Raw genomic sequence first — 26,721 nt, 5'->3', positions numbered from 1 at the left:
GTCAGCGTCCCCACCGCAGGCCGGCGGTCTCGACCGGCGCATCCCAGAGACGGAGGATCTCGTCGTCCGCGCTCACGAGCGTGAGCGAGCACCCGGCCATGTCGAGGCTCGTGATGTAGTCGCCGACGAGCGTGCGCGCCACCGTGATGCCGCGCGACTCGAGCGCCTGCGCGATCTCGCCGTACATCCCGTACAGCTCGATCAGGGGAGTGCCGCCCAGACCGGAGAGCAGGGCGATGACCGGCGCGCCCGTGAAGTCGAAGTCGGCCGCGATCGCGCCGACGATCTCCTCGGCGATGTCGTGCGCGGACGCGAGCTTCTCGCGCCGACGGCCGGGCTCGCCGTGGATGCCGACGCCCACCTCCATCTCGTCCTCGGGCAGGTCGAAGCTCGGCTTGCCGTTGGCCGGCACGGTGCAGCTCGTGAGGGCGATGCCCATCGAGCGGCCGTTCGCGCTGACCTTCTCCGCGATCGCCTTGACGTCCGCGAGCGGGCGTCCCTCCGCCGCGGCGGCGCCGGCGACCTTCTCGACGATCACCGTGGTGCCGACGCCGCGGCGTCCGGCCGTCCAGGTGGAGTCCTCGACCGACACGTCGTCGGCCACCAGCACGGTCTCGACCTGGATGCCCTCCTCGCCGGCCAGCTCGGCCGCCATCTCGAAGTTCAGGACGTCGCCCGTGTAGTTCTTCACGATGAACAGCACGCCCGCGCCCGCGTCGACGGCCGTCGCGGCGGCGAGCATCTGGTCGGGGGTGGGCGAGGTGAAGATCTCGCCCGCGCACGCGGCCGCGAGCATCCCGTGCCCGACGAATCCGCCGTGCATCGGCTCGTGCCCGGATCCGCCCCCGGAGACGAGGGCGACCTGCCCCTCGCGCGTCGCGTTGCTGATGATCAGGCGGTTGTCGAAGTCCACCGTCACGTCGGGATGCGCGGCCGCGATCCCGCGCAGGGCGTCGCTGAGGACGGTGGCCGGGGTGTTGATGAGCTTCTTCATCGGAGCTTCTCCTGTTCGATGGCCTCGTCGGCGAAGGCGGGGGAGTGCCGGCGCGACCGACGCTAGACCCGGCGACGCGCCCCGCGCTAGGGAGATGCGCAAGCGTGCAGGTCCGCGGGGCGATCGCGAGATCATACGGATCCGCCGAGATCACGCGCATCCGGATGTGAGGTGGGCGATCGGATGTGATCCGGGTCGCGCCGATGTGATCTCGGGGCCGGATGGGTGGGGCCTGCCCGGTCTCGGATCCCAGACGGGGTGCCCGCCTGGGCCGTTGTGCCGCGGGCGGCGGCGGAGCACTGTGGGTCGTGACCCGCCCCTCCGTCCGTCGAAGGAACACACATGGCCCGTCGGATCCGCGCCTCGCACGGCAGCACTCTCACCGCCAAGACCTGGCAGACGGAGGCCGCGCTCCGCATGCTGATGAACAACCTCGACCCCGAGGTCGCCGAGCACCCCGAGGACCTCGTGGTGTACGGCGGCACCGGACGGGCCGCGCGCTCGTGGGAGGCGTACGACGCGATCGTGCGCACCCTCGAGTCGCTCGAGGCCGACGAGACCCTCCTCGTGCAGTCGGGCAAGCCGGTCGGCGTGTTCCGCACGCACGAGTGGGCGCCGCGCGTCCTGATCGCGAACTCCAACCTGGTCGGCGACTGGGCCACGTGGCCCGAGTTCCGCCGCCTCGAGGCGCTCGGGCTCACGATGTACGGCCAGATGACGGCCGGGTCGTGGATCTACATCGGCACGCAGGGCATCCTGCAGGGCACGTACGAGACGTTCGCCGCCGTCGCCCGCTCGCTCGGACGGGAGTCGCTGGCCGGCACCCTGACCCTGACGGGCGGCGCGGGCGGCATGGGCGGCGCCCAGCCGCTCGCGGTCACGATGAACGGCGGCGCCGTGCTGATCGTGGATGTGGACGAGTCCCGTCTGGCGCGCCGCGTGGAGCATGGCTACCTGGACGAGTACACGACGTCGCTCGACGACGCGCTGGAGCGCGTGCTCGCCGCCAAGGCCGCGGGCGAGGCGCTGTCGGTCGGCGTGGTCGGCAACGCGGCGACCGTGTTCCCCGACCTGCTGGCGCGCGGCGTGGCGGTCGACGTGGTCACCGACCAGACCAGCGCCCACGACCCGCTCGCCTACCTGCCCGAGGACGTCGCGTTCGAGGACTGGAAGGCGGAGGCGGCGCGCGATCCCGAGGGCTTCACCGAGCGCTCGCGGCGCTCCATGGCCAAGCACGTCGACGCCATGGTCGGGTTCCTCGACGCGGGCGCCGCGGTGTTCGACTACGGCAACTCGCTGCGCGCCGAGGCGAAGCTCGGCGGCAGCGAGCGGGCCTTCGACTTCCCGGGCTTCGTGCCGGCGTACATCCGGCCCCAGTTCGAGGAGGGCCGCGGCCCGTTCCGCTGGGCCGCGCTCTCGGGCGACCCGGCCGACATCGCGGCGACGGACCGCGCCATCCTCGAGCTCTTCCCCGAGGACGCCGCGCTCGCGCGCTGGATCACGCAGGCCGGCGAGAAGGTGCACTTCGAGGGCCTGCCCGCCCGCATCTGCTGGCTGGGCTACAAGGAGCGGCACCTCGCGGGCCTGAAGTTCAACGAGATGGTCGCGTCGGGCGAGCTGTCGGCGCCCATCGTGATCGGGCGCGACCACCTCGACTCCGGATCCGTCGCGTCGCCGTACCGCGAGACCGAGGCGATGAAGGACGGCTCGGACGCGATCGCCGACTGGCCGCTGCTGAACGCCCTGCTCAACACGGCCTCGGGCGCCACCTGGGTGTCGCTGCACCACGGCGGCGGCGTCGGCATCGGCCGCTCGATCCACGCGGGCCAGGTGACGGTCGCCGACGGCACCCCGCTGGCCGCGCAGAAGCTCGAGCGCGTGCTGACCAACGACCCCGGCACGGGCGTCATGAGGCACGTCGACGCGGGCTACGAGCACGCGGCCGACATCGCGCGCGAGCGCGGCCTGCGCGTGCCGATGTGGGAGGGCGAGTGACCGCTCCCGCGGCCTTCGACGCCCTCGGTCTCCTGCGGGAGATCGAGGGCATCGGCCGCGACCTGCGCCGCGGCGGGTACTCGCGGCACGTGTTCGACGACGCCGAGCGCACGCTGCGCGACTGGTTCGTCGAGCGCGCCACCCGCCTCGGTCTCGGCGTCGAGACCGACCGCAACGGCAACCTCTGGGCGTGGTGGGGCGAGCCCGGCCCCGACGCCATCGTCACGGGCAGCCACCTCGACTCTGTCCCCGGCGGCGGCGCGCACGACGGCCCCCTGGGCGTCGTCAGCGCGCTGGACGCGGTCGCCCGCCTGAAGGCCGAGGGCTTCGCGCCCGCCCGCCCCCTGGCGATCGTCGTCTTCGCCGAGGAGGAGGGCTCGCGCTTCGGCATCGCCTGCCTCGGCTCCCGGCTGCTGTCGGGCGCGATCGATCCGGCGCGCGCCGGAGCGCTCCGGGATGCGACGGGCCGCAGCTTCGCGGATGCCGCGCGCGACGCGGGGCTGGCGTCGTTCGGCCGCGACGACGAGGCGCTGTCGCGCATCGGCGTCTTCGTCGAGCTGCACGTCGAGCAGGGCAAGGGCCTGATCGACCTGGACGCCCCGGTCGCGGTGGCGTCGTCCATCCTGGAGCACGGCCGCTGGCGCGTGGACGTGCGCGGTCAGGGCAACCACGCCGGCACGACCGAGATCGCCGATCGGCGCGATCCGATGCTGCCCGCCGCGGCCGCCATCACGGCGGCGCGTCGCGCGGCCTCACGCCGGTCGGGCGCGCGCGCCACGATCGGGCGGCTGGAGCCCATCCCCGGCGGCACGAACGTGATCGCGTCGCGCGTCGCCGCATGGATGGACGTCCGCGCGTCGTCGGAGGCGGACACCCGCGCGATCGTCGAGGAGGTCGCGGCCGAGGTCGCCGAGGCCGCCGCCGCCGAGGGCTGCGAGGCGTCGGTCGTCGAGGAGTCGTACAGTGCGGAGGTGCGCTTCGACCCCGTGCTGCGCGATCGGCTCGCGGCCGCGCTGGGCGGCGTGCCCGTGCTGCCGACCGGCGCCGGTCACGACGCCGGCGTGCTCTCGGCCCATGTGCCCACCGCGATGCTGTTCGTCCGCAACCCGTCGGGCGTCTCGCACGCGCCCGAGGAGGGGGCCGACGACGCGGCCGTCGCGGCCGGAGTCGACGCTCTCGCGCAGTCGATCCGGGAGCTGTCGTGAGCGTCTGGGTGGATCGCCTGCTGCGCGACGGACGCGTGCTGCGCGGCGTGCTGTTCGAGGCGGACGACGCCGGTCTCGTGGTGGGGGAGCGCCACGCCGACGCGCCGCCGCCCGGGGCGGTCGCGCTCGACTTCGCCGTGCCCGGCCTCGGCGACGCGCATTCGCACGCCTTCCACCGCGCCCTGCGCGGCCGAACCCACGAGAGCGGGTCGTTCTGGACCTGGCGCTCGGCCATGTACCGCGCCGCGGCGCGCCTGGATCCGGATCTCTACCGTGAGTTCGCGACGGCGGTGTTCCGCGAGATGGCCCTCGGCGGATGGACGGCGGTCGGCGAGTTCCACTACGTGCACCACCGGCCCGACGGGACGCCGTACCCGGATCACGCCATGGAGCTCGCGCTCGCGGATGCCGCCGAGGCGGCGGGCATCCGGCTGGTGCTGCTGGACACGTGCTATCTCGCCGGGGGGATCGGCGAGGCGCTGTCGCCCGAGCAGCGCCGCTTCGGCGACGGCGACGCCGCCGGGTGGCTGGAGCGCTGGCACGCGCTGCGCGAGACGCTCGCGGATCGCTCGCCGCTCGTGACGCTCGGCGCCGCCATCCACTCCGTGCGCGCGGTGCCGCGCGGCGACATCCGGCGCATCGCGGCCGAGCTGCCGCGCGACGTCCCGCTGCACATCCACCTGTCCGAGCAGCCGGCCGAGAACGAGGCCAGCGTGCGCGCCTACGGCCTGACGCCGACCGAGGTGCTCGCCGAGGACGGCGTGCTGAGCGATCGCCTGTCGGTCGTGCACGCCACGCACCTGACCCCGCGCGACATCGAGCTGCTGGGCGCCGCGCGCGTGCACGCCGTGTTCTGCCCCACCACCGAGGCCGACCTCGGCGACGGGATCGGCCCGGCCGCCGAGCTGGTCCGCGCCGGCGTGCGGCTCGCGGTCGGCTCCGACCAGAACGCGGTCGTCGACGCGCTGCTCGAGCTGCGCGGCCTCGAGGCGGGGGAGCGGCTGCGCTCGCTCAGCCGCGGGCGCCTGGCCCCCGACCTGCTGTGGCGCATCGGCGCCGACGGCGGCTACGGCTCGCTGGGCCTTCCCGCGCCCGCGCGCCTCGGCGGCCCGCTCGACCTCGTCGAGCTCGACGACCGCTCGCTGCGCACCGCCGGCAGCGAGCCGCTGCAGGTGGCGCTCACCGCGACCGCCGCCGACGTGCGCAGCACGGTGGTCGGCGGCGCCGCGGTCGAGGCCGACCCCGCCGCGGTGGCGCGCCGCCTCGGCGAGATCGTCGACGGCATCTTCGAGGAGAACGCATGACCAGCGAGCTCATCACCGGCATCTCCGAGCTCACGACCAACGACCCCGCGGTCGAGACCGGCCTCGGCGGGCGCATCCGCGACGCGGCGCTCGTGGTCGACGATGGGCGCGTGGCGTGGGTCGGGCGCGCGGCCGCGGCCCCCGACGCCGACCGGCGCACGGACCTCGAGGGGCGCGCGGTGCTCCCCGGCTGGGTCGACTCCCACACGCACCTGGTGTTCGCCGGAGACCGCTCGGAGGAGTTCGAGCACCGGATGGCCGGGCACGCGTACGCGGCCGGCGGCATCCGCACGACGATGGCCGCCACGCGGGCGGCGTCCGACGAGGAGCTGCGCGCCGCCGCCGCCCGTGCGCGGGACGTCGCCCTGCACTCTGGCACCACGTGGCTCGAGGTCAAGACGGGATACGCGCTGGACGTCGAGGGCGAGGCCCGCCTCGCGCGCCTCGCCGCCGAGATCACGTCGGACGTGACGTTCCTCGGCGCGCACGTGGTGCCGCCCGGGACGGACGCCGACCAGTACGTCGCGCTCGTGACCGGGCCGATGCTCGACGCGGTCGCGCCGCACGCCCGCTGGATCGACGTGTTCTGCGAGACCGGCGCCTTCACCCCCGAGCAGTCGCGCGCGGTGCTCGAGGCCGGGCGCCGCGCCGGGCTGGGTCTGCGGGTGCACGGCAACCAGCTGGGGCCGGGTGAGGGGGTCGCGCTCGCGGTGGAGCTCGGGGCGGCGTCGGTCGACCACTGCAATCACCTCTCAGCGTCCGACGTCGACGCGCTCGCCGCATCCGACACGGTCGCGACCCTGCTGCCGGCGTGCGACCTCAGCACGCGCCAGCCCTTCCCGCCCGCGCGCGAGCTGATCGACGCCGGCGCCACGGTGGCGCTGGCGAGCAACGCGAACCCCGGCACGTCGAACACGACGTCGATGGCCTTCTGCGTCGCGACCGCCGTGCTGCAGATGCGGATGACCGTGGAGGAGGCCGTGTGGGCGGCGACGGCCGGCGGTGCGATCGCGCTGCGACGCGACGACGCCGTCGGCCGGATCGCCCCGGGCTTCCGCGCTGACCTGCACGCGATCGACGCCCCGTCGGTCTCCCACTTCGCCTACCGCCCCGGCATGGAGCTCACCCACCGGGTCTGGCGCGGCGGAGCCGAGGTGCCGCGCGGCTGATCCTGCGTACTCAGGCCGCGACGAACGCGTGCAGCGACTCGGGCGACAGTGCGTGCTCGATCGCGAGCATGCTGGCCCCGAGCACGGCCGCGTTCTGCGCCGCGGCGGACTGCACGATCGACAGGTGCTCGGTCGCGAGCGGGATCGAGCGGGTGTAGACGACCTCGCGCACCCCGGCGATCAGGTGCTCGCCGACGCGGGCCATCGATCCGCCGATCGCGATCACCGAGGGGTTCACGAGGCTCACCGCGGTCGTCAGCACCTCGCCGATGTCGCGGCCGGCCTGGCGCACGGCCTGGATCGCGTCGATGCTGCCGCGCTTGACGAGGTCGACCACGTCGTCGCCGTTCTCGGCCGGGATGCCCTGCTCGCGCAGCGCCCGCGCGATCGCGGGCCCCGACGCGAGCGCCTCGAGGCAGCCGCGGTTGCCGCAGTGGCACGGGACGCCCGCGCCGCGCGCGACCTGCACGTGCCCGATGTCGCCCGCGATGCCCTGCGCTCCGCGCTGCAGCACGCCGCCCGAGATGATCCCCGAGCCGATGCCCGTGGCCACCTTCACGAACATCAGGTGGTCGACCGCAGGCCAGGCGGTGGCGCGCTCGCCGAGCGCCATGATGTTGACGTCGTTGTCGACCAGCACGGGCACATCCAGATGCCGGCGGACCCAGCCCGGCACGTCGACGCGATCCCATCCGGGCATGATCGGCGGGTTGACGGGCTGACCGGTCGAGTGCTCGACGGGTCCGGGCACGCCCATCCCGATCGCGGCCAGCTCGGTGCGCGATCGCCCGATCCGCTCCATGAGCGCGGTCGCATTGTCCACCACCCACGTCAGCACGGGCTCGGGCCCCAGCGCGATGTCGAGCCGCTCGCTGTGCTGCGCGATGATCCTCCCCGCCAGGTCGCTCACGGCAAGCGTGGCGTGCGAGGCGCCCAGGTCGGCGGCGAGCACGACGCGGGCCTCGGGGTTCAGGGCGAAGCGGGACGGCGGGCGTCCGCCCGTCGACACGGCCTCGGCCATCGGGATGATCAGGCCCATGCGCATCAGCTCGTCGACGCGGGCCGCGATCGTCGAGCGCGCCAGTCCCGTGGCCTTCGCGAGCTCGGCCCGGGTGCGGGGGACGCCGTCGCGCAGAAGCTGGAACAGCTGGGACACGCGCGACACGTTCGTGCTCGTCGCGGTGCTCATATTCCCCACGCTTCAGTCTAACTTCGCGGTCTCGGCGCCGATGGTGCGGCGGGATGCGACGCGCGGCGGCCGAAGGTCGTTCCGCGTCGACGGAAGTGCGAGCACTACGACGCGCGACCGGTGGGCTTGGCGAAGCGCTGCTGCAGCAGCACCGCGATCACGATGATCACGCCCTTGGCGACGGCCTGCACGGACGACGACAGGTTGTTCTGCACGAACACGTTCGACAGGGTCGCGAAGATCAGGACGCCGAACACCGTGCCGGTCACGGTGCCGCGACCGCCCACCAGCAGCGTGCCGCCCACCACCACGGCGGCGATCGCGTCCAGCTCGAGCAGCTGGCCGTGCGTCGACGTGCCCGCGGTCGTGCGGCCGAGCATCATGACGGCGGCGATGCCCGCGCACAGCCCCGCGATGGCGTAGAGCCACATGGTGTGCCGGCGCACGTCGATGCCCGCCAGGCGCGCGGCCTCGCGGTTGCCGCCGATCGCGACCGTGCGGCGGCCGAACGTGGTCCGGTTCAGCAGCACCCAGCCGCCGATCGCGACGAGCGCGAAGATCCAGATCAGGATGTCGACACCCAGGAGATCCTGGTTCAGCGCGCTGACGAACCCGCGGTCCCCGACAACGAGCGTGCGCCGCTCGGCGAGGATCTCCGCGAGGCCGCGCGCCGCGACCAGCATCGCGAGGGTCGCCATGAACGCCACGACCTTGCCGTAGGCGATGACGATGCCGTTGATCAGCCCGGCGCCCAGCCCGACGCCGAGCGCGATCAGCACCATGAAGATCCAGTGCGTCTGGTCGACCAGGTCCTGCACGGCGGCGAGCGTCGCGACGACCGACGCGAGGCCCAGCACCGAGCCGACCGACAGGTCGATGCCGCCCGCGATGATCACGAGCGTCATGCCGATCGAGATGACGCCGATGATGGACGCCTGCCGCAGCACCGTGAGCATGTTCGACACCCCGAGGAAGGTGTCGGGCGCCGTGATCGCGCCGACGATCACGAGCAGCAGCAGGGCGACGACCAGTCCGAGGTTGCGGCCCACGGATCCGGACAGGATGCCGGCGAGTCCGGCGCGCGCCGAGGCGCCGCGCGCGGGCCCGCCCGCGGGCGCGGGCGAGGGGCCGGTGGCGGCCGCGGTCGTGGTCTGCTCGCTCATGCGGCGGTTCCTTTCATGACGAGGTCGAGCACGCCGTGCTCGTCGATCTGCGACGCGGGCAGCGTCGTGAGCACCTGGCCGTCGGCGACGACGAGCACGGTGTCGGCCAGGCCGAGCACCTCCTCGATCTCGCTCGAGACGATGACGATCGCGTTGCCCGCGGCAGCGAGACGGCGGATCAGCCCGTAGATCTCGGCGCGCGCGCCGACGTCGACGCCGCGCGTGGGCTCGTCCAGCAGGAGCACGCGCGTGCCGTGCACGAGCCAGCGCGCGAGCAGGATCTTCTGCTGGTTCCCGCCCGACAGGGTCATCGCCGGCCGGTCGGGATTCGCGGGTCGCAGCTCCAGTGCGGCGATCTGCTCCTCGGCCGCACGGCGCTCGGCGCGCTCGTCGAGGAAGCCCGCCTTGGCGAACCGCGACATGGACGAGAGCGTCACGTTGACGAAGATCGGCTCGTCCAGCACGAGCCCCTGGCTCTTGCGCTCCTCGGGCGAGAGGCCGACGCCGGCGGATACCGCCGACACCACGGAGCCGCGCCGCAGCGGCCGGCCGCCCACGCGCACGGTGCCCGCGGTGGCCCGGCGCGCGCCGTAGACCGTCTCGAGGATCTCGGAGCGGCCCGATCCGACCAGGCCCGCGAGCCCGACGATCTCGCCCGCCCGCACCGAGAACGACACGTCGCGGAACACGCCCGCGAGGCCCAGGTCCTCGACCTCGAGGACGACTGGCGCCTCGCCCGGCACGGGCACGGCGGGAGGGAAGACGTTCTCGACCTCGCGACCGGTCATCCGCGTGATCAGTTCGCGCGTGGGGGTCTCGGCGACCGGCAGGCCGCTCGCGGTGGAGCGCCCGTCCTTGAGCACCGTGATGCGGTCGCCGATCTGCCGGATCTCCTCGAGCCGGTGCGTGATGTAGATCACCGCGATGCCCGCGGCGGTGAGCTCCCGGACCACGCCGAACAGGTTCTTGACCTCCTCGGCGTCGAGCACGGCCGAGGGCTCGTCCATGATGATCAGCTTGATGTCGTGCGACAGGGCGCGGGCCATGCTCACGATCTGCTTGTTGGCGGCGCTCAGCCGCCCGACCTCGGTGTGGGGAGAGAGCCGGCCGTGGCCGAGGCGCTTCAGAAGCTCGCGCGTCCGCGCGGCGGCCTCGGAGCGGCGGGTGAAGCCGCCGCGCGCCAGCTCGTGCCCGAGGAAGATGTTCTCGGCGATCGTGAGGCCGTCCACGACGTCGAGCTCCTGGTACATGGTCGCGATGCCGAGCTCGAGTGCCGCCTCGGGCGTCGGGATGTCGACGCTCTCGCCCATCCACAGGATCTCGCCCTCGTCCGGGCGGTGGACGCCCGCGAGCGTCTTGATCAGCGTCGACTTGCCGGCGCCGTTCTGGCCCAGGATGCAGTGCACCTCGCCCGGGAGCACCTGCAGGTCGACGCCGCGCAGGGCCTGGACACCCGCGAACGCCTTGGTCACTCCCCGGACGTCGAGTAATGCCGGTGCATGGTCGACTTTGATCACGCGCCGAACATAACGCGGCCACCCGCCCTGTGTCGATCCCCGGAACGAACGGCTGCCGAATCCTGGATCCGGCGCAGACCGCGGCGCAATCCTTGATTTCTCCTGCGGGATATCGCCATGCGACTTTCGCCGTTCGGAAAACAAAAGGTGTCGCGGTGACAGGCGGTTCTGCTAGCTTTGAGCGCGTCAGCGTGGACGGCTGCCCGGCGCCCACACTGTCGAGGCCGCATCGGATTTCAAGGAGGAATCATGCGCTCACACTGGAAGCCGCGCACGCGACTGCTGCTCACCGGCGCCGCCGTGCTGGCCGGCATCGGACTCCTCGCGGGCTGCACGGGCACGGGCACCGAGGAGGAGGACGTCGTCGACCAGGGCACGTCCAGCGAGGAGAACGCCGAGTCGGGCGACACGGTCGTGATCGGGTTCTCCGGGCCGGCCGCCGACCACGGCTGGCTCGGTGCGATCAACTCGGGGGCGCAGGCCGCCGCCGACAGCTTCGACGACGTCGAGCTGCGCATGGCCGAGGGGACGAACGATGCCAACGCGCAGATCGCCGCGGTCGAGACCTTCATCAACGAGGGCGTCGACGCGATCGTCCTGCTGCCGACCGACGGCGCGGCGCTCACCGAGGTCGCGATCCAGGCGATGGAGGCCGGCATCCCCGTCATCAACGTCGACCGCGAGTTCTCGAGCCCCTTCGCGGCGCGCGCGACCATCCTGGGCGACAACTACGGCATGGGCGTCAGCGCCGGCACGTACATCTGCGAGCAGGTGGGCGACAACCCCGACGCGGTCGTCGCGGAGATCGCGGGCATCGACTCGCTGCCCCTCACGCAGGACCGCTCGCAGGGCTTCGCGGACGCCCTCGAGGACTGCGGCCTGGAGGTCTCGGCGCGCGTCGCGGCCGACTTCACCGTCGCCGGCGGCGAGTCCGCCGCCTCGCAGCTGCTGTCGGCCAACCCGCAGATCGACGCCCTGTGGAACCACGACGACGACCAGGGCGTCGGCGTGCTCGCGGCGATCGAGGCCGCGGGCCGCGACGAGTTCCTCATGATGGGCGGCGCAGGCAGCCGCAACGCCATGGAACTCATCCAGGCCGACGACTCGGTCCTGAAGGCCACCGTGATCTACCCGTCGACGCAGGCGGCCGACGGCATCGCGCTCGCCCGCCTCATCGCGCAGGGCAAGACCGTCAGCGACCTGATCACGCCGAGCGTGCCGAACCGGATCGTGCTCGACGCGCCGGTCGTCACCAAGGAGAACGTCGACCAGTTCATCGACCTGGCCTTCGAGTCCTGATGTCCGTCCGGGGCGCCCGTCCACCGGGCGGGCGCCCCGCCCACCTCCGCAGAGAGGAGCTGAGCGATGTCCGACACGCTCCGCATCGCCATGATCGGCCACGGCTTCATGGGGGCCGCGCACTCGCAGGGATGGCGCGTCGCGCCCCGGTTCTTCGACCTGCCGCTCGGCGTCGAGATGGCCGTGGTCGTGGGGCGCAGCGACCCCGAGGCGTCCGCCCGCAAGTGGGGCTGGCGCGAGGCCGAGACCGACTGGCGCCAGGTCGTGGCGCGCGACGACGTCGACGTGGTCGACATCGTCACCCCGGGTGACACGCACGCCGAGATCGCCATCGCGGCGCTCGAGGCCGGCAAGCACGTGTTGTGCGAGAAGCCCCTGGCCAACACGGTCGAGGAGGCCGAGCGGATGTCCGCCGCGGCCGCGTCGGCGGCCGAGCGCGGCGTGCGCTCGATGGTCGGCTTCACCTACCGCCGCGTGCCCGCCGCCACGTTCGCGCGCGATCTCGTCGCGGCCGGCCGGCTCGGCGACATCCGGCAGGTGCGCGCCGAGTACCTGCAGGACTGGCTGGCGGACGCCGAGGCGCCGATGACGTGGCGCCTCGAGAAGGAGCGCGCCGGATCGGGGGCACTGGGCGATATCGGCGCCCACGCGGTCGACCTGACCGAGTACATCACCGGCCAGGCGGTCACGACCGTGTCGGGGGTGGTCGAGACCCTGGTGAGCGAGCGCCCGCTGCTCGAGCACGGCGTCGGGCTCTCGGGCACGGCGTCGGCGGCGCGGGGGCGCGTCACGGTCGACGACGTCGCCCTGTTCACCGGCCGGCTGTCATCCGGGGCCCTCGCGTCGTTCGAGGCGAGCCGGTTCCGGACGGGCCGCAAGAACGCGCTGCGGATCGAGATCTCGGGGTCGCTCGGCGCCCTCGCGTTCGACCTCGAGCGCCTCAACGAGCTGGAGTTCTTCGACGCGACCCTGCCGCCGACCGAGCAGGGCTTCCGGCGCATCCTGGTCACCGAGCCGGAGCACCCGTACCTGGAGCCCTGGTGGCCGGCGGGGCACATGCTCGGCTACGAGCACGGCTTCTCGCACCAGGTGAACGACTTCGTGGGCGCCATCCACGCGGGAACGCAGCCCGAGCCGTCGTTCGCCGACGGCCTGCACGTGCAGCGCGTGCTCGACGCGGTGCTGCGCAGCTCGGAGTCGGGCAGCGCGTGGACGCCCGCCGACGACGACCGATAGACCGCACGCACGAGACAACGGAGGAACGCGATGACGCGACCGGTCACACTCTTCACCGGCCAGTGGGCCGACCTGCCGCTCGAGGAGGTCGCGCGCCTGGCCGCCGGCTGGGGCTACGACGGGCTCGAGATCGCCTGCTGGGGCGACCACCTCGACCCGTGGCGCTGGGACGACGACGACTACATCAGGGACCGGCTCGACCTGCTCGAGCGGCACGGGCTGAAGGTCTGGGCCATCTCGAACCATCTCAAGGGCCAGGCCGTCTGCGACGACCCCATCGACCAGCGGCACCGCGACATCCTGTCGGATCGGGTGTGGGGCGACGGCGACCCCGAGGGGGTCCGGCAGCGGGCGGCCGAGGAGATGAAGAACACCGCCCGGCTGGCGGCGAAGCTGGGCGTGAAGACCGTCGTCGGCTTCACCGGGTCGTCGATCTGGAAGTACGTGGCGATGTTCCCGCCGGTCTCGCAGGAGGCCGTCGACGCCGGGTACCAGGACTTCGCCGACCGGTGGAACCCCATCCTGGACGTGTTCGACGAGGTCGGCGTGCGCTTCGCGCACGAGGTGCACCCGTCCGAGATCGCGTACGACTACTGGACGACGGTCCGCACGCTCGAGGCGATCGGGCACCGTGAGGCATTCGGGCTGAACTGGGATCCGTCGCACTTCGTGTGGCAGCAGCTGGACCCGGTCGGCTTCATCCTGGAGTTCCGCGACCGGATCTACCACGTCGACTGCAAGGACGTGAAGCTCAACGTCGGCAACGGCCGCAACGGGCGCCTGGGATCGCACCTGGCGTGGGCCGACCTGCGCCGGGGGTGGGACTTCGTGTCCACCGGTCGCGGCGACGTGCCGTGGGAGGCGTCGTTCCGGGCGCTGAACAGCATCGGCTACGACGGCCCGATCTCGGTGGAGTGGGAGGACGCCGGCATGGACCGGCTGCAGGGCGCGCCGGAGGCCCTCGAGTTCGTGCGGCGCAACGCGTTCGCGGCGCCGGAGGCCGCGTTCGACGCGGCGTTCAGCAGCCGCTGAGCGAGGGGGACGGCCGAGGGACCGGGCGGATCGTCGCGATCCGCCCGGGCCCTCGTCATCCGGCTCGACGGGGGAGTGATCGTCGAACCCGCCGTCCGTGGCCCATGTCCCACTTGATGCCCGAATGGCCGCCCGATAGCGGCCCAGACTGGGACACGGTCGGGCTCAGGGTGAGCGCGCCGGTGATCGCGCCCGGCGAGAAGGTCAAAGGGCCCGCCTCCTACTTCCCCAACATCGAGAAGACGTACGGCAGGCCCATGCAGGAGTGGCTCGACCTCGTGGTCGAGCGGCTCGACGGCGCATCGCACATGGATGTCGTCGCATGGCTCAAGGACGAGCACGGCCTCGGTCACGGCCACGCGAACGCGATCGTCGCCTACGCGAAGGCGGCGCTCGCGAAGTAGCCGCTCAGGCCTCGGCGATCGTGGGGATGTCCTCGAACACGATGAACGTGCGGGTCGAGCGCACCGCGGGGATGCCCTGCAGCTCCTCCAGCACGACGCGGCGCAGGTCACGGCTGTCGCGCGCCCGCACCAGCAGCAGCACGTCGAAGTCGCCGCCCAGCAGGGCCGCGTGATGCACCTCGGGGATGCGGGTGAGCCGCTCGCGCAGGTCCTGCCAGTCGGCCTGCTCGACGTTGAGGCCCACGTACGCGCTCGCGTGCATGCCCTCGAGGATCGGATCGGTGCGCACCGTGAAGCCCCGGATGACGCCGGTGTCCTCCATCTTCTTCACGCGCGCGTACGCGCTCGCCCGTGACACCTTGACCTTCGCCGCGATGTCGCTGATCGACGCGCGGCCGTCGTGGCGCAGCGCGGCGAGGATCGCCCGGTCCGTCTGATCCAGCTCCATCGCAGGCCCCCCAAATCTCCAGTCCATCCTGGACGCTATGTGCGCAACATACCGCTTGTTCGGCAATCCGTCTCGCGATGGATCGACGAGGGCAGACGGATTGCCCCGCGCGACGCATCCTGTAGTCATCTACGACGACGTGGAGGAACTCATGGACGCCCCCGACGCCCTGCGCACGGACCTGCTGCCGCGCGAGCATCCCGTCCGGCTCATCGACGAGCACGGGCACCTGACCGAGGACGACCGCTACGCGGCGCCCCCGACCGAGCGCCTGCTCGAGGCCTACGGCGCGCTCGTGCGCGGCCGCCGCATCAACGAACAGGCGAACGCGCTCGTGCGCCAGGGGCGGCTCGCCGTGTACCCGTCGTCGCACGGACAGGAGGCCTGCGAGGTGGCGGCCGCGCTCGTGCTGCGCGACGACGACTGGCTGTTCCCGACCTACCGCGACTCGGTCGCCGTGATCACCCGGGGGGTCGACCCCGAGGAGGCGTTCGTGCTGCTGCGCGGCGACTGGCATGCCGGCTTCGACCCGCGCGCGCACCGCATCGCGCCGCACGCCACGCCGCTCGCGACCCAGCTGCTGCACGCGGTCGGTGTCGCGTACGCCGCGAAGATGCGCGGCGAGGACACCGTCGTGCTCGCGATGTGCGGCGACGGCGCCACGAGCGAGGGCGACTTCCACGAGGCCCTCAACTTCGCGGCCGTGTTCCACGTGCCGGTCGTGTTCCTGGTGCAGAACAACGAGTTCGCGATCTCGGTGCCGCTGTCGCGGCAGACCGCTGCGCCGTCGCTCGCGCACAAGGCCATCGGCTACGGGATGCCGGGCCAGCGCGTCGACGGCAACGACGTCGCGGCCCTGCTCGCGGTGCTCGGCGACGCGGTCGAGAACGCGCGCGAGGGCGGCGGGCCCGCGCTGATCGAGGCGCACACGTACCGGATGCAGGCGCACACGAACGCGGACGACGACACGCGCTACCGCGATCGCGAGGAGGTCCGGGCGTGGGAGGAGCGGGATCCGCTGCGCCGCATGCGCGCGCACCTGCTCGCCGAGGGAGCGCTCGACGACGCGACCGAGGCGGCGTTCGCCGAGGAGGCCGAGCGCACGGCGACGGCGATGCGCGACGCCATGAACCGCGAGGTGCATCCCGACCCCGAGGACCTGTTCCGCTTCGTCCACGCGGAGCGGACGCCGCAGCTCGACGCCCAGTGGGCGCAGCTGCGCGACGAGCTGGCACGCGAGGAGGCAGGCGCATGAGCATGATCGAGCACACCCGCACGGAGGTCGCCGAGCAGGAGGCCCCCGCGATGACCATGGCGGGCGCGATCAACCGGGCCCTCGCCGACGCGATGGAGGCCGACGTCTCCGTGCTCGTGATGGGGGAGGACGTCGGGAAGCTGGGCGGCGTCTTCCGCGTGACGGACGGCCTCGCGGCGCGCTTCGGCGAGCACCGCTGCTTCGACACCCCGCTGGCCGAGTCCGGCATCGTGGGCACCGCGATCGGCATGGCGATGAACGGTCTGCGCCCCGTCGTCGAGATGCAGTTCGACGCGTTCGCCTACCCCGCGTTCGAGCAGATCGTGAGCCACGCGGCCAAGATGGCGAACCGCACGCGGGGCGCCATCCGGCTGCCGATGGTCATCCGGATCCCGTTCGGCGGCGGCATCGGCGGCGTCGAGCATCACTGCGACTCGTCCGAGGCGTACTACGCGCACACCCCTGGCCTCACGGTCGTCTGCCCGGCCACGCCGCAGGACGCCTACAGCCTGCTCCGCGCCGCGATCGAGCACCCCGACCCCGTGATCTTCCTGGAGCCGAAGAAGCTGTACTGGTCCAAGGCGCCCGTCGACGTGACCGCGCCCGCGGCGATCGGGCACGCGCGCGTCGCGCGGCCCGGCGCCGACGTGACGCTGATCGCCTACGGCAGCTCGGTGGGCGTCGCGCTGGACGCGGCCGAGGTCGCGGAGAGCGAGGGGCGCAGCGTGCAGGTCGTGGACGTGCGCACGCTCACGCCGTGCGACGACGAGACGCTGTTCACGGCCGTCCGCTCGACGGGCCGCGCGGTCGTGATCGCCGAGGCCCAGGGCTTCGCGAGCGTCGCGTCCGAGCTCGCCGCGCGCATCGGCGAGCACTGCTTCGAGCACCTCGAGGCGCCCGTGCGCCGCGTCACCGGGTTCGACATCCCCTACCCGGCGCCCAAGCTCGAGCACTTTCACCTGCCCGACGTCGACCGCGTGCTGGACGCGATCGACACGCTGAACTGGGAGGACCGATGACCACCGCGACCACGCAGGTGTTCCGTCTGCCGGATCTCGGCGAGGGGCTGACCGAGGCCGAGCTCGTGCAGTGGCTCGTGCAGGTCGGCGACGACGTGCGCGTCGACCAGGCGATCGCCGAGGTCGAGACCGCCAAGAGCGTGGTCGAGCTGCCCTCGCCGTTCGCCGGCACCGTGGTCGCGCTCCACGGCGAGCCCGGCACCATGCTCGCCGTCGGGCAGCCCGTGCTCGAGGTCGCAGCCGACGCCCCGGCGGCTGCCGTGCTCGTTGAGCGAGGGGGCGAAGCGACCGAGTCGCAACGCCCCGAGCCCACTCCCGACCGCACCGAGCTCGAGGCGTACCGCTCCGAGGAGCGGGCCGGATCCGGCAACGTCCTGATCGGCTACGGCACGAGTGAGCACCGCGCCGGCGCGCGGCGTCGCCGCCCGCGCCGCGTCCCGTCCGTCGGGCCGGCGGTGCGGATGTCGCCTCCTGCGGCCGACACGCGCACATCCGCCCCGCCGACCCGACACACGGCACCGGATGCGCCCGCCAAGCCGCCCGTGCGCTCGCCGCTGGTGCGCCGGCTCGCGCGCGACCTCGGGCTCGACGTCACCACCATCCGCCCGAGCGGCGCCGACGGGGTCGTGACGCGCGCCGACGTGCTGCGCGCCGCCAACGCCGCGTCGTCTGACGGGTCGGCGGGGCTGACGGCGCCCGGTGGGGCCGCCGCCCCGACATCCGCACCGCAGACCCGTCAGACCGAACCCGCGCCTGCGGGCGACCTGCAGGTCGCGAGCCGCGAGCGGATGTCGATGCTGCGCCGGTCGGCCGCCGCGAAGTTCAGCCGCAGCCGGGCCGAGATCCCCGAGGCGACCGTATGGGTGGACGTCGACGCGACCGAGCTGTGGAGCCTCCGCCCCGCCATGGCGGCGCCGGGGGAGCGTCCGCCGTCGCTCACGGCGCTGCTGGCCCGCTTCGTGCTGCTGGCGCTCGAGGAGTTCCCGCTGCTCGCCGGGCGCCTCGACGGCGAGGACATCCTGACCTTCGACGGCGTCAACCTCGGCGTCGCGACCGACACGGAACGCGGGCTGATGGTGCCCATGCTCCCGCGCGCCGACCGGATGACGGTGCGCGACCTCGACGCCGCCCTGCGCGAGACGACCGAGCTCGCGCGCGCGGGCAAGCTGCCGCCCGAGCGCCTCACCGGATCGACGTTCACGCTGAACAACTACGGCGCGCTCGGCGTCGACGGCTCGGCCGCGATCATCAACCACCCCGAGGTCGCGATCCTCGGCATCGGCCGCGTGATCGAGAAGCCGTGGGTCGTGGACGGCGTCATGACGCCCCGCCGCATCGCGCAGCTGTCGCTCGTGTTCGACCACCGCGTGTGCGACGGCGGCTATGCGTCCGGCTTCCTCCGCCGCGTGGTGTCTGCGATCGAGTCCCCGCTGTCGCTCTACGCGCGGCTGTAGCCGGACACTCGTGGGGCGCGGGATCCGCAGCTCCCGCGCCCACGAGTAAGGGGCGTCAGTCGAGGCGCGAGTGGTCGCCGAGCTTGTGCCAGGTGCGGTTGTGGTAGACCAGCGGGCCGGCCTCGTGCTCGGCGCCGCGGTTGATCTGGCCCTGCAGCGCGTGCACCGCGACGACGGTCGATCCGCCCGCCTCGAGGTGGCTGACGACCTTGGCGCGTGTCCACGCGCGCACGCCGGGGAACACCGGCTCGCCGGTGGGGAGGCGCGTCCACGCCGACGTGTCGGCGAAGCGGTCCACGCCGCTCGTCGCGGCGAGCTTCGCGAGGTCGACGTCGTCGGCGTCGAGCAGGTGGACGACCACCGAGTCCGCCGCGAGGATCGACGGCGCCGCGGACGACAGCGAGGACACCGAGAAGATCAGGATGGGCGGATCCACGCTCACCGAGGCGACCGAGGTCGCGGTGAACGCCACGGGCCCGTCGGGACCCTGCGCCGTGATCACGGACACCCCGCCCGGGTGGCCGCGGCAGATCGCCTTGAACTGCTCGGCGTCGAGCGCGCCGGGGACCGACAGCATCGCGCCCGCGGGGCGCGAGGCCTCACGGACGTCGCGCGCCAGGGCCGCCTGGTTCTCGCTCATGGACCGAGACGTTACCGAGGCCCGCGCGGGCGGGCGCCGGCGGGCGACTTATTACGAAACGTTCGACACCGAAGCGCCACGGGGGAGCGGATGTCACGCGGGTCCGGCGTCATCCGGCCCGCGGTACGCTGGGTCCGTGCAGACCTGTCGTTGTCGCTGAGAGCCCGCGCCCAGCGCACCCCACCGACAACCGACCGTTCCCGCGTCCCCGCCCCGCCGGTCGCGGCCATCCTGAGGACACGCCCTTGCGTTACGCACATTCCGTCGCCGACCTGGTCGGCCGCACCCCGCTCGTCCGCCTGAACCACGTCACGGAGGGCATCGCCGCCACCGTGCTGGTGAAGGTCGAGTACCTGAACCCCGGCGGATCCTCGAAGGACCGGATCGCCGCCAACATCATCGACGCGGCCGAGGCGTCGGGCGAGCTGAAGCCCGGCGGCGTCATCGTCGAGCCGACCAGCGGCAACACGGGCGTCGGCCTCGCGCTGGTCGCGCAGCAGCGCGGCTACCGCATGGTCTTCGTGGTGCCCGACAAGGTGTCCGAGGACAAGCGCGCCGTGCTGCGCGCCTACGGCGCCGAGGTCGTCGTGACGCCGACCGACGTCGAGCCGAGCGACCCGCTGTCGTACTACAGCGTGTCCGACCGCCTCGCGCGCGAGATCCCCGGCGCGTTCAAGCCCAACCAGTACGAGAACCTCAACGGCCCCCGCAGCCACTACGAGACGACCGGCCCCGAGGTGTGGGACGACACCGACGGCACGGTCACGCACTTCGTGGCGGGCGTCGGCACGGGCGGCACCATCACGGGCACGGGCCGCTACCTCAAGGAGGTGTCGGGCGGCGCGGTGCGCATCGTCGGCATCGACCCGGTCGGCTCGATCTACTCGGCAGCGAGCCACGACGACGTGCACGGCTACTTCGTGGAGGGCGTCGGCGAGGACTTCTGGCCCGGCGCGTACGACCCGAGCGTGGTCGACGAGATCGTCGCGGTGTCGGACGCCGACTCGTTCGCGATGACCCGCCGCCTCGCCCGCGAGGAGGGCCTGCTCGTCGGCGGATCGAGCGGCATGGCCGTGGCCGGCGCGCTGCGCGCCGCGCGCGACCTGCCCGCCGACGCGATCGTCGTCGTGCTGCTCCCCGACCACGGCCGCGGGTACCTCGGCAAGGTGTTCAACGACCGCTGGATGACCGAGCGCGGCTTCGAGGTCGAGACGCCAGAGTCGCTCGTGCCCGCCGACCTGACGGCCCAGCTCGCCGAGGCCACCAAGACCAACCGCCACGAGACCCCCGGGAGCGCCGCATGACCGCCTCGCAGGACGCCCGCTTCGAGACCGCCGCCGTCCACGCCGGACAGGAGCCGGACGGCCCCACGGGCGCGGTCATCCCGCCGGTGCACTTCTCGACCACGTACGTCCAGGACGGCATCGGCGGCCTGCGGGGCGGCTACGAGTACGGCCGCTCGGGCAACCCGACGCGCACCGCGCTCGAGACCCAGCTGGCCGCGCTCGAGGGCGGCGCCCGCGCGCTGTCGTTCGCGTCGGGCCTCGCGGCCGAGGACGCCCTGCTGCGCGCCGTGCTGCAGCCCGGCGACGAGGTGCTGCTCGGCAACGACGTCTACGGCGGCACCTACCGCCTGCTCGCGCGCGTGCTCGGCCCGTGGGGCGTCAAGCTGCGCGTGGTCGACCTCAGCGATCCGGCCGCGGTCGACGCGGCGTTCGCCGAGCGCGCGCCCCAGGTCGTGTGGGTCGAGACGCCCAGCAACCCGCTGCTGCGCATCACCGACATCCGCGCCCTGGCGGAGAAGTCCCGCGCCGCGGGCGCCCTGGTCGTGGTCGACAACACGTTCGCGTCGCCCGCGCTGCAGCAGCCGCTCGCGCTCGGCGCCGACGTCGTGGTGCACTCGACCACCAAGTACCTCGGCGGCCACTCGGACGTCGTGGGCGGCGCGCTGGTGTTCGCCGACGAGGAGCTCGCCGAGAAGGCCAAGTTCCTGCAGTTCGCCGTCGGCGGGGTCTCGGGTCCGCTCGACGCGTGGCTGACGACCCGCGGCATCAAGACGCTCGCGATCCGGATGGAGCGCCACACCGCCAACGCGCAGGCGATCGCCGAGTACCTCGACGGGCACGGGAAGGTGGCCCGCGTGTACTACCCCGGCCTCGCGTCGCACCCCGGCCACGACATCGCCGCCGCGCAGATGTCCGGCTTCGGCGGCATCGTGTCGCTCGCGCTCGGCGACGGCGCGGCCGCGCGCCGCTTCGCGGAGTCGACGCGCCTGTTCACGCTCGCCGAGTCGCTCGGCGGCGTGGAGTCGCTCCTCAACTACCCCGACGAGATGACGCACGCGTCCGTGCGGGGCACCGAGCTCGCCGTCCCCGACGACGTCGTGCGCCTCTCGGTCGGCATCGAGCACGTCGACGACCTGCTCGCGGACCTGGACGCCGCCCTCTCCTTCTAGGAGCGTCTCGCACGCTCGCGCCGACGCTCCGCGCCGGACACTCGCGAGGAACGTCGCTTCGCTCCGTTCGGCAGCGCTTCGCGCTGCGGTTGGCCGCATCCGCGGCACGCTCGCTGCGCTCGCACGGCAGTCGGCCGGATGAGCCGTCCGCGCACGTTCTCGTCAGGATCCCGCAACTAGACTGGGTGGGTCCCGCTCGAAGAGATCCTGGATCCGTCATGCCCTCCGCCGCGCCCCTGCGAATGACCCCGCGTCACGTGCAGCTGCTGCGCGCGCTGTTCGCGGCCGTGGCGGCGCTCATGATCACGTTCTCGCCGGACCACTCGCACGAGGTGGGGCTGGCCGTGTTCGGCGGCTTCGGCATCGCGACCGCCATGGTCTTCGCACTGGCCGCTTGGCTGGTCGCTCCCGCCGGGCACCGCGGCGCGCCCGTGCTGCTGGGCGCCGTCCACCTCGCCGCCGGCATGGCCGCGAGCGCGGTCGCCCTGCGCTCCGAGACGCTGCTCTTCGTCGTCCTGATCGCGTGGGCCCTGCTGGCCGGCATCGTCGAGCTCGCGATCGGGATCACGCAGCGCGCCCGGCTGGGCCGATCGGAGTCCCGCGACGCCGTCGTCGTCGGCGGGCTCACGATCCTGCTCGGCGCGATCCTGATCTTCGTCCGGCCCGAGTACGCGCTGACCTACTCGATCGAGGAGGCGGGCGCCTTCACGCTCACGGGCACGACCATCGCGGTCGGCCTGTTCGGCGGCTACGCCGCCATCGTCGCGGTCTTCCTGGGCATCGCCGGGCTCTCGCCGGCCCCGTCCGAGCCCGCGAGCGAGGACCTTGAGACCGCGGCCGCCGTGCCCCAGGAGGATCGACCGTGACCGACAAGCCCACCCGCCGCGACCTGATGCGCCCCGCCCAGCTGCTGGGGATCGCGTTCGGCGCCGCCCTGTTCGCGGGGCTGGTCACGGCGACCACCCTGGGCGCTTTCCAGGCGCTGCCGGGCGAGGCTGTCGCGCACGCCTGGTCCGTCGCGGCGATCGCCGCCGGCGTCTCGTTCATCGTCGTCGCCCTGGGCCTGGCGATGCTGCTGCTCGTGGTCGACCCCGCGCAGCACGGCGAGACCGTCGACCGGCCCGTCCTGCTGCCCAAGGACCAGGACGACGCAGAGGGCGACCAGCCCGAGCGCTGACCCCGGTCGGACCCCGACCGCCCCGCGCGCTCAGTCGCGCCCACCTCCTTCCGGAGGCGCCGCGCCTCGATCGGAGGTTGTTTTCGGCGACCCGAAATCCTAAAGTTTCGGTGTGCCTAAAAATCGTCACGCCGTCGTCCGCTCGCTCGCGCTGATCCTCGTCCTCGCGCCGGTGCTGAGCGCGTGCGGCTCCTCTGCGGATCCGGCCGACGAGCGCCCCACCGTGCTGACGACCTTCACGGTTCTGGCCGACATCGCGCAGAACGTCGCGGGCGACCACCTGACCGTGCAGTCGATCACCAAGGCGGGCGCCGAGATCCACGGCTACGAGCCGACGCCGGGCGACATCCGGCGCGCCGCCGAGGCCGACCTCATCCTGGACAACGGGCTCAACCTCGAGGCGTGGTTCGCGCAGTTCGTGGAGTCCATCGACGTCCCGCACGTGGTCGTGTCGGAGGGCGTCGAGCCGATCGACATCGCGGGCGACGCGTACGCCGGGACCCCGAACCCGCACGCGTGGATGAGCCCCCTCAACGTGCAGACGTACGTCGCGAACATGGTCGACGCCTTCTCGGAGCTCGACCCCGCGCACGCCGCCGACTACGAGGCCAACGGCGAGGCGTACTCGGCGCAGCTGCAGGAGGTGCACGACGAGCTGGTCGCGGCGCTCGCCGAGCTGCCGGAGGGGGAGCGGGCGCTCGTGACGTGCGAGGGGGCGTTCTCGTACCTGGCCCGCGACGCCGGCCTCGCGGAGGCGTACATCTGGCCGGTCAACGCCGAGCAGCAGGCGACGCCGCAGCAGATCGCGGCGGCGATCGAGTTCGTGGAGGGCAACGGCGTGGCGGCCGTGTTCTGCGAGTCGACGGTCTCCGATCGGCCGATGCGCCAGGTGGTCGAGGCGACCGGGGCCGAGTTCGGCGGCGTGCTCTACGTCGACTCCCTGTCCGAGCCGGACGGGCCCGTCCCGACCTACCTCGACCTGATCCGCCACGACGCCGACACGATCGTCGGGGCGCTGACGGGCGGCGGATCATGAGCGCCGCGATCGAGGTGCGCGACGTCACCGTCCGCTACGGCGACGTCCTCGCGCTCGACGACGTCTCGCTGAGCGTGCCCGCCGGCCGCGTCACGGGACTCGTCGGGATGAACGGATCCGGCAAGTCCACGCTGTTCAAGACCATCACGGGGCAGCTGAGGCCGGAGCGCGGCTCCGTGCTGCTCGACGGCGCGGACCCGGCGTCGGCGCGCCGTCGCGGCCGGATCGGCTACGTGCCGCAGAGCGAGGACGTCGACTGGTCCTTCCCCGTGTCCGTGCGCGACGTCGTCATGATGGGCCGGTACGGCCGCACGGGCATCACCCGCCGCCCGCGCCCGGCCGACCGGGCGGCGGTCGCCGAGGCACTCGAGCGCGTCGAGCTCTCGGCCCTCGCCGACCGCCAGATCGGGCAGCTGTCCGGCGGGCAGCGCAAGCGCGCGTTCGTGGCGCGCGGCATCGCGCAGGAGGCGGACATCCTGCTGCTGGACGAGCCCTTCGCGGGCGTCGACAAGCGCTCCGAGGGCACGATCGTGCGGCTGCTGCGCGACCTGGCCGCCGACGGCCGCACGGTGCTGGTGTCGACGCACGACCTGCACGCGCTGCCCGATCTGGCCGACGAGGCCGTGCTGCTGCTGCACCGCGTGCTGTTCCACGGGCCGGTGGCAGAGGCGCTTCGGCCCGAGGCGCTGGCGCGCGTGTTCGGGCTCGAGCCGCGCGGCGGGGAGGACGCCGCATGAGCCCGCTCGACCTCATCCTGGACCCGTTGCAGTACGACTTCATGCTGCGCGCGCTCGCCACCACCGTGGTCGCGGCGATCGTGTGCGCGCTGCTGTCGTGCTGGCTGGTGCTGGTCGGCTGGTCGCTCATGGGCGACGCCGTCTCGCACTCCGTGCTGCCCGGGGTCGTGCTCGCCTACGTCGTCGGCGCCCCGTTCGCGCTGGGCGCGCTCGTGTTCGGGCTGCTCTCCGTCGCGCTGATCGGCGTCGTGCGCGGCACCAGCCGCGTCAAGGAGGACGCCGCGATCGGCATCGTGTTCACGACGCTGTTCGCGCTCGGTCTCGTGCTGATCTCGGTCACGCCGAGCAACACCGACCTGAACCACATCATCTTCGGCAACATCCTGGGCGTCTCCGCCGCCGAGCTCATCCAGGTCGCGGTGCTCGCGGCCGTGGCGCTCGCGGTGCTGCTGGTCAAGCGGCGCGACCTCACGCTGTTCGCGTTCGACCCGACGCACGCGTTCGCGATCGGGCTGTCGCCCCGCCTGCTGGGCGCCATGCTGCTGGGCGTGCTCGCGCTCACGTCGGTCGTGGCCCTGCAGGTGGTCGGCGTCGTGCTCGTCGTGGCGATGCTCATCATCCCGGGCGCGACGGCGCACCTGCTCACCGACCGGTTCGGGCGGATGCTCGTGATCGCGCCCGCGCTCGCGGTGGCGTCCTCGGTCGTCGGCATCTACCTGAGCTACTGGCTCGACGCGTCGCCCGGAGGCCTCGTGGTCGTGGTGCAGGGCGTCGTGTTCGCGCTCGTCTACCTGTTCGCGCCGCGCCACGGCGTGCTCCGCCGAGGCGCGCGGCGCAGGGCCGCGGCCCGCGCGCGCTGACGCGGCCGGGCGCGGCCAGGGGAGAGGTCCCCGCGCGGGCCCCGCGGCGCGGTCGCGCCGGCACGCGGTGGGTACTGTGGAGCCTGTCCGCGGGCCGTGTGCGGAACGGGAGGAGGGGTCCGACGGCGTGATCTGGGAAATCGACGACGAGACCCGCCCGATCGAGGGCGTCGACGCGCAGGGCCGGCCCGATCCGGCCTATGCCGCGGCCCTCGGGCTCGTGCGCGCGCCGTACGGCCGTCGCGCGGCCGCGGCCCTCGTCGACGCCGTCGTGTGGCTCGCGCTGCAGCTGCCGTTCCTGCTGGGCGCGCTCCCGCTGCTGCTCAAGCTGGCCTCCGGGTCGATCTCGCTGTACGGATTCGTGAACCACCCGCAGTTCGTGCTCGCGGTCGTCATGGCCGGCGCGAGCGTGCTGCTGTCGCTCATCCTGCTCGTGGTGCAGCTCGCGCTGCACGGTCGCCGGGGGCTCACGATCGGCAAGGCGGCGGCCGGCATCCGGTCCGTGAACGTCCTGACGCTCGAGCGCCCGGGCGTGGGGCGCGTGCTGCTGCGCGACCTCGTGCTGTCGGCGGTCGCGATCCTGCCGCTCGGCCTGCCGCTGTTCCTGATCTCGCCCGTGCTCGACCCGGACCGCCGCGGCCGCGCCTGGCACGACAAGGCGGGCCGGCTGTGGCTCGTCGACGTCCGCAAGGGCCTGAACCCGTATGACGAGAAGCGGATGCGCGTCGCGCGCAAGATGGTGCGCGCCGAGCCGATCGCCGAGCGGGCGCCGCTGCCCTCGCTCGCGACGTCGGCCGACCCGGTGGCCCAGGCGGGCTACCGGCCGGGGGGCCGCCTCAGCGCGGGCGTGATCGGCGCCGCGAAGCCGTACGACGGGGGTGCGCGGCCGCAGGTCGGCCTCACGGATCTCCCCGCCGCCCCGGTCGCACCGGTCGTGGGCGAGGAGGGGAAGCCCGTGCTCGGCGGCTACCGCCTCCGGGACGCGGCCGAGCCCGCGCCGCCGCCCGCCCCCGCCGACATCCCGACCGCCGCACCGGCCGCGCCGCCCGCACCGGCCGCGCCGCCCGCACCGGCCGCGCCGCCCGCACCGGCCGCGCCGCCCGCACCGGCCGCGCCGCCCGCACCGGCCGCGC

At 73.2% G+C, this 26,721-nt stretch carries 24 protein-coding genes and 1 pseudogene; 19 read left to right on the top strand and 6 right to left on the bottom strand.

Features of this window, described 5'->3' with window-relative positions; all coding sequences use genetic code 11:
- Position 1 precedes the first annotated feature (1 nt).
- A complete protein-coding gene (dhaK, locus tag ACYVGN_RS10565) occupies positions 2-994 on the bottom strand; it encodes a dihydroxyacetone kinase subunit DhaK (RefSeq protein WP_460790665.1) in 993 nt (330 codons plus the stop codon).
- Positions 995-1,336: 342 nt separating this feature from the next.
- On the opposite strand from dhaK, the gene hutU reads away from it, so the two are divergent.
- From hutU to hutI, 4 genes are read left to right on the top strand one after another with little or no spacing between them, the layout of a single operon-like run.
- Positions 1,337-2,989, top strand: a complete 1,653-nt coding sequence (gene hutU, locus ACYVGN_RS10560) for a urocanate hydratase (RefSeq protein ID WP_460790664.1) — start codon at positions 1,337-1,339, stop codon at positions 2,987-2,989.
- Positions 2,986-4,194: an allantoate amidohydrolase gene (locus tag ACYVGN_RS10555; RefSeq protein WP_460790662.1), complete on the top strand. Its 1,209-nt coding sequence runs from the start codon at positions 2,986-2,988 to the stop codon at positions 4,192-4,194. Before hutU ends, ACYVGN_RS10555 begins: the two co-directional genes overlap by 4 nt.
- On the top strand, positions 4,191-5,498 hold the full coding sequence (locus ACYVGN_RS10550) for a formimidoylglutamate deiminase (protein ID WP_460790660.1): 1,308 nt from the start codon (positions 4,191-4,193) through the stop codon (positions 5,496-5,498). Before ACYVGN_RS10555 ends, ACYVGN_RS10550 begins: the two co-directional genes overlap by 4 nt.
- Positions 5,495-6,667, top strand: a complete 1,173-nt coding sequence (gene hutI / locus ACYVGN_RS10545; RefSeq protein ID WP_460790658.1) for an imidazolonepropionase — start codon at positions 5,495-5,497, stop codon at positions 6,665-6,667. The genes ACYVGN_RS10550 and hutI overlap by 4 nt, the downstream gene beginning before the upstream one ends.
- A gap of 10 nt (positions 6,668-6,677) precedes the next feature.
- Here the strand turns inward: hutI and ACYVGN_RS10540 are convergent, their stop codons facing one another.
- The 3 genes from ACYVGN_RS10540 to ACYVGN_RS10530 all read right to left on the bottom strand — a co-directional run bounded on the left by ACYVGN_RS10540 (position 6,678) and on the right by ACYVGN_RS10530 (position 10,491).
- On the bottom strand, positions 6,678-7,856 hold the full coding sequence (locus tag ACYVGN_RS10540) for an ROK family transcriptional regulator (RefSeq protein WP_460790656.1): 1,179 nt from the start codon (positions 7,854-7,856) through the stop codon (positions 6,678-6,680).
- A 104-nt stretch (positions 7,857-7,960) separates the two neighbouring features.
- Positions 7,961-9,019, bottom strand: a complete 1,059-nt coding sequence (locus tag ACYVGN_RS10535) for an ABC transporter permease (protein WP_055987847.1) — start codon at positions 9,017-9,019, stop codon at positions 7,961-7,963.
- Entirely contained in the window at positions 9,016-10,491 is a 1,476-nt protein-coding gene (locus ACYVGN_RS10530) for a sugar ABC transporter ATP-binding protein (RefSeq protein WP_055987849.1), read from the bottom strand. The genes ACYVGN_RS10535 and ACYVGN_RS10530 overlap by 4 nt, the downstream gene beginning before the upstream one ends.
- Before the next feature lie 294 nt (positions 10,492-10,785).
- Between ACYVGN_RS10530 and ACYVGN_RS10525 the strand changes: the two genes are divergently transcribed.
- The 4 genes from ACYVGN_RS10525 (at position 10,786) to ACYVGN_RS10510 (ending at position 14,507) form a co-directional block, all read left to right on the top strand.
- Entirely contained in the window at positions 10,786-11,835 is a 1,050-nt protein-coding gene (locus ACYVGN_RS10525; RefSeq protein WP_055987851.1) for a substrate-binding domain-containing protein, read from the top strand.
- Positions 11,836-11,925: 90 nt separating this feature from the next.
- Positions 11,926-13,071, top strand: coding sequence for a Gfo/Idh/MocA family protein (locus ACYVGN_RS10520; protein WP_134746009.1), 1,146 nt, complete (start codon positions 11,926-11,928; stop codon positions 13,069-13,071).
- A 30-nt stretch (positions 13,072-13,101) separates the two neighbouring features.
- Complete coding sequence (locus ACYVGN_RS10515; protein ID WP_134745998.1) at positions 13,102-14,103, top strand: sugar phosphate isomerase/epimerase family protein; 1,002 nt, start codon at positions 13,102-13,104, stop codon at positions 14,101-14,103.
- A 170-nt stretch (positions 14,104-14,273) separates the two neighbouring features.
- A complete protein-coding gene (locus ACYVGN_RS10510; protein WP_460790653.1) occupies positions 14,274-14,507 on the top strand; it encodes a DUF4287 domain-containing protein in 234 nt (77 codons plus the stop codon).
- A gap of 4 nt (positions 14,508-14,511) precedes the next feature.
- Here the strand turns inward: ACYVGN_RS10510 and ACYVGN_RS10505 are convergent, their stop codons facing one another.
- A complete protein-coding gene (locus ACYVGN_RS10505; protein WP_134745999.1) occupies positions 14,512-14,955 on the bottom strand; it encodes an Lrp/AsnC family transcriptional regulator in 444 nt (147 codons plus the stop codon).
- A 151-nt stretch (positions 14,956-15,106) separates the two neighbouring features.
- Between ACYVGN_RS10505 and pdhA the strand changes: the two genes are divergently transcribed.
- Genes pdhA through ACYVGN_RS10490 form a run of 3 tightly spaced genes read left to right on the top strand, consistent with a single transcriptional unit; the run spans position 15,107 to position 18,683 of the window.
- Complete coding sequence (gene pdhA / locus ACYVGN_RS10500; RefSeq protein ID WP_460790652.1) at positions 15,107-16,210, top strand: pyruvate dehydrogenase (acetyl-transferring) E1 component subunit alpha; 1,104 nt, start codon at positions 15,107-15,109, stop codon at positions 16,208-16,210.
- On the top strand, positions 16,207-17,229 hold the full coding sequence (locus ACYVGN_RS10495) for an alpha-ketoacid dehydrogenase subunit beta (RefSeq protein WP_460790650.1): 1,023 nt from the start codon (positions 16,207-16,209) through the stop codon (positions 17,227-17,229). The genes pdhA and ACYVGN_RS10495 overlap by 4 nt, the downstream gene beginning before the upstream one ends.
- Positions 17,226-18,683, top strand: coding sequence for a dihydrolipoamide acetyltransferase family protein (locus ACYVGN_RS10490; protein WP_460790648.1), 1,458 nt, complete (start codon positions 17,226-17,228; stop codon positions 18,681-18,683). The genes ACYVGN_RS10495 and ACYVGN_RS10490 overlap by 4 nt, the downstream gene beginning before the upstream one ends.
- Before the next feature lie 55 nt (positions 18,684-18,738).
- On the opposite strand, the gene ACYVGN_RS10485 is transcribed toward ACYVGN_RS10490, so the two are convergent.
- Positions 18,739-19,260 (bottom strand): flavin reductase family protein, encoded by a 522-nt coding sequence (locus tag ACYVGN_RS10485; RefSeq protein WP_055988195.1) that lies wholly within the window; start codon positions 19,258-19,260, stop codon positions 18,739-18,741.
- 308 nt (positions 19,261-19,568) lie between these two features.
- Here ACYVGN_RS10485 and ACYVGN_RS10480 point away from each other — a divergent pair.
- From ACYVGN_RS10480 to ACYVGN_RS10445, 8 genes and pseudogenes are all read left to right on the top strand, one after another.
- Positions 19,569-20,609 (top strand): annotated as a pseudogene (locus ACYVGN_RS10480) (pyridoxal-phosphate dependent enzyme); the annotation flags it as partial.
- Between the two features lie 14 nt (positions 20,610-20,623).
- Entirely contained in the window at positions 20,624-21,778 is a 1,155-nt protein-coding gene (locus tag ACYVGN_RS10475; protein WP_460790646.1) for a cystathionine gamma-synthase, read from the top strand.
- Between the two features lie 242 nt (positions 21,779-22,020).
- The gene (locus ACYVGN_RS10470; protein WP_460790645.1) at positions 22,021-22,644 is read left to right on the top strand and encodes an acyl-CoA synthetase; all 624 of its coding nucleotides are present in this window, start codon (positions 22,021-22,023) and stop codon (positions 22,642-22,644) included.
- The gene (locus tag ACYVGN_RS10465) at positions 22,641-22,955 is read left to right on the top strand and encodes an amino acid transporter (RefSeq protein ID WP_460790643.1); all 315 of its coding nucleotides are present in this window, start codon (positions 22,641-22,643) and stop codon (positions 22,953-22,955) included. The genes ACYVGN_RS10470 and ACYVGN_RS10465 overlap by 4 nt, the downstream gene beginning before the upstream one ends.
- A 112-nt stretch (positions 22,956-23,067) precedes the next feature.
- Positions 23,068-23,991, top strand: coding sequence for a metal ABC transporter substrate-binding protein (locus ACYVGN_RS10460; RefSeq protein ID WP_460790641.1), 924 nt, complete (start codon positions 23,068-23,070; stop codon positions 23,989-23,991).
- Complete coding sequence (locus ACYVGN_RS10455; RefSeq protein ID WP_460790639.1) at positions 23,988-24,728, top strand: metal ABC transporter ATP-binding protein; 741 nt, start codon at positions 23,988-23,990, stop codon at positions 24,726-24,728. Before ACYVGN_RS10460 ends, ACYVGN_RS10455 begins: the two co-directional genes overlap by 4 nt.
- Entirely contained in the window at positions 24,725-25,588 is an 864-nt protein-coding gene (locus ACYVGN_RS10450; protein ID WP_460790637.1) for a metal ABC transporter permease, read from the top strand. The genes ACYVGN_RS10455 and ACYVGN_RS10450 overlap by 4 nt, the downstream gene beginning before the upstream one ends.
- A gap of 127 nt (positions 25,589-25,715) precedes the next feature.
- The coding region (locus tag ACYVGN_RS10445) for an RDD family protein (RefSeq protein ID WP_460790635.1) at positions 25,716-26,721 on the top strand (1,006 nt) is incomplete at its 3' end.

It is taken from the genome of Microbacterium lacusdiani, assembly GCF_054779895.1.
This window is presented reverse-complemented; position numbering and strand designations above follow the sequence as displayed.